2 protein-coding genes are annotated in these 965 nt (G+C 33.5%); one reads left to right on the forward strand and one right to left on the reverse strand.

Going from position 1 to position 965, the window contains the following annotated elements:
• Positions 1–171 (forward strand): acetylglutamate kinase (locus tag QMD61_11610; GenBank protein MDI6725280.1); only part of this gene is annotated, 171 nt, incomplete at its 5' end.
• 275 nt (positions 172–446) lie between these two features.
• Here the strand turns inward: QMD61_11610 and QMD61_11615 are convergent.
• The coding region (locus QMD61_11615) for a transglutaminase-like domain-containing protein (protein ID MDI6725281.1) at positions 447–965 on the reverse strand (519 nt) is incomplete at its 5' end.

Genomic DNA, 965 nt, shown 5'->3' on the forward strand with positions numbered 1-965 from the left:
CTTATAAAAGATGGAATCATAACAGAAGGAATGCTTCCTAAAACAATGACCTGCATTAATGCTATTGAAGGAGGAGTTTCTTCTGCGCATATTATAGATGGAAGGGTTAAACATTCATTACTCCTTGAAATATTTACTAAAAAAGGCATTGGAACAATGATTACTTCTTAAATCTTTTAAAAATAGTATTTATAATTTATTTTCTAATTTTAATTTTTAAATAAAATAAAACCCTCAAATACACATTTGTGTGTATTGGGGGCATGCAAAAAACTTTGTTTTTTGCGGTTGCGAAATATAATTTCGCAAACATGCAAATCTTTGATTTTTCTGGCTACGAAACTACGTTTCGTAAGTATTAGAAACTCCTTTCTCGGCTGCAAAAACTGAAAGTTTTTGTATGCACAAAAAATTTTTAATTTTTTAGTGCTGGTTGAATGGTAATTTTAGAATGGTAATACATCATAAATTCCATGTATAACCGCATTACTCCAGTTTCTAATAACTCCAAAGGAGTTTTGGCTGCTGGTAGCATCTGCATCTATCCATTTGCCATTAACCAGTATTTGAGCCCAAGCGTGACCGTAGGTATTACCACTTGTAAATTTAGCTGTAGCATGCACATATCTTGCTTTCAACCCTGCATTTCTTGCAAGCGCAACGATTAAATGTGAATGGTCTACACAGTTTCCCTGTCTGTATTTCAATGTGTTAGCTGCTCCATATTTGGTATTGTAGTAAAATGAATAGTTAATGTTGTCTCTTACCCAGTTGAATATTGCTACTGCTTTATCATAACTTGAACTAAGTCCGCTTGTTATTGATGCTGCCAGTGCCTTAATTCTTGAATCTGTCACCTGACAGTTTGTAGTTGACTGAAGGTATTGATTTAAGTCTGATGGTATATTTGTATTAGTGATTGATGTATCTACTGTAACGTAATTTGGTAGTCTGCTGTTTGTTCT

Source organism: Methanobacterium sp., from assembly GCA_030017655.1.
Classification (GTDB): Archaea; Methanobacteriota; Methanobacteria; order Methanobacteriales; family Methanobacteriaceae; genus Methanobacterium_D.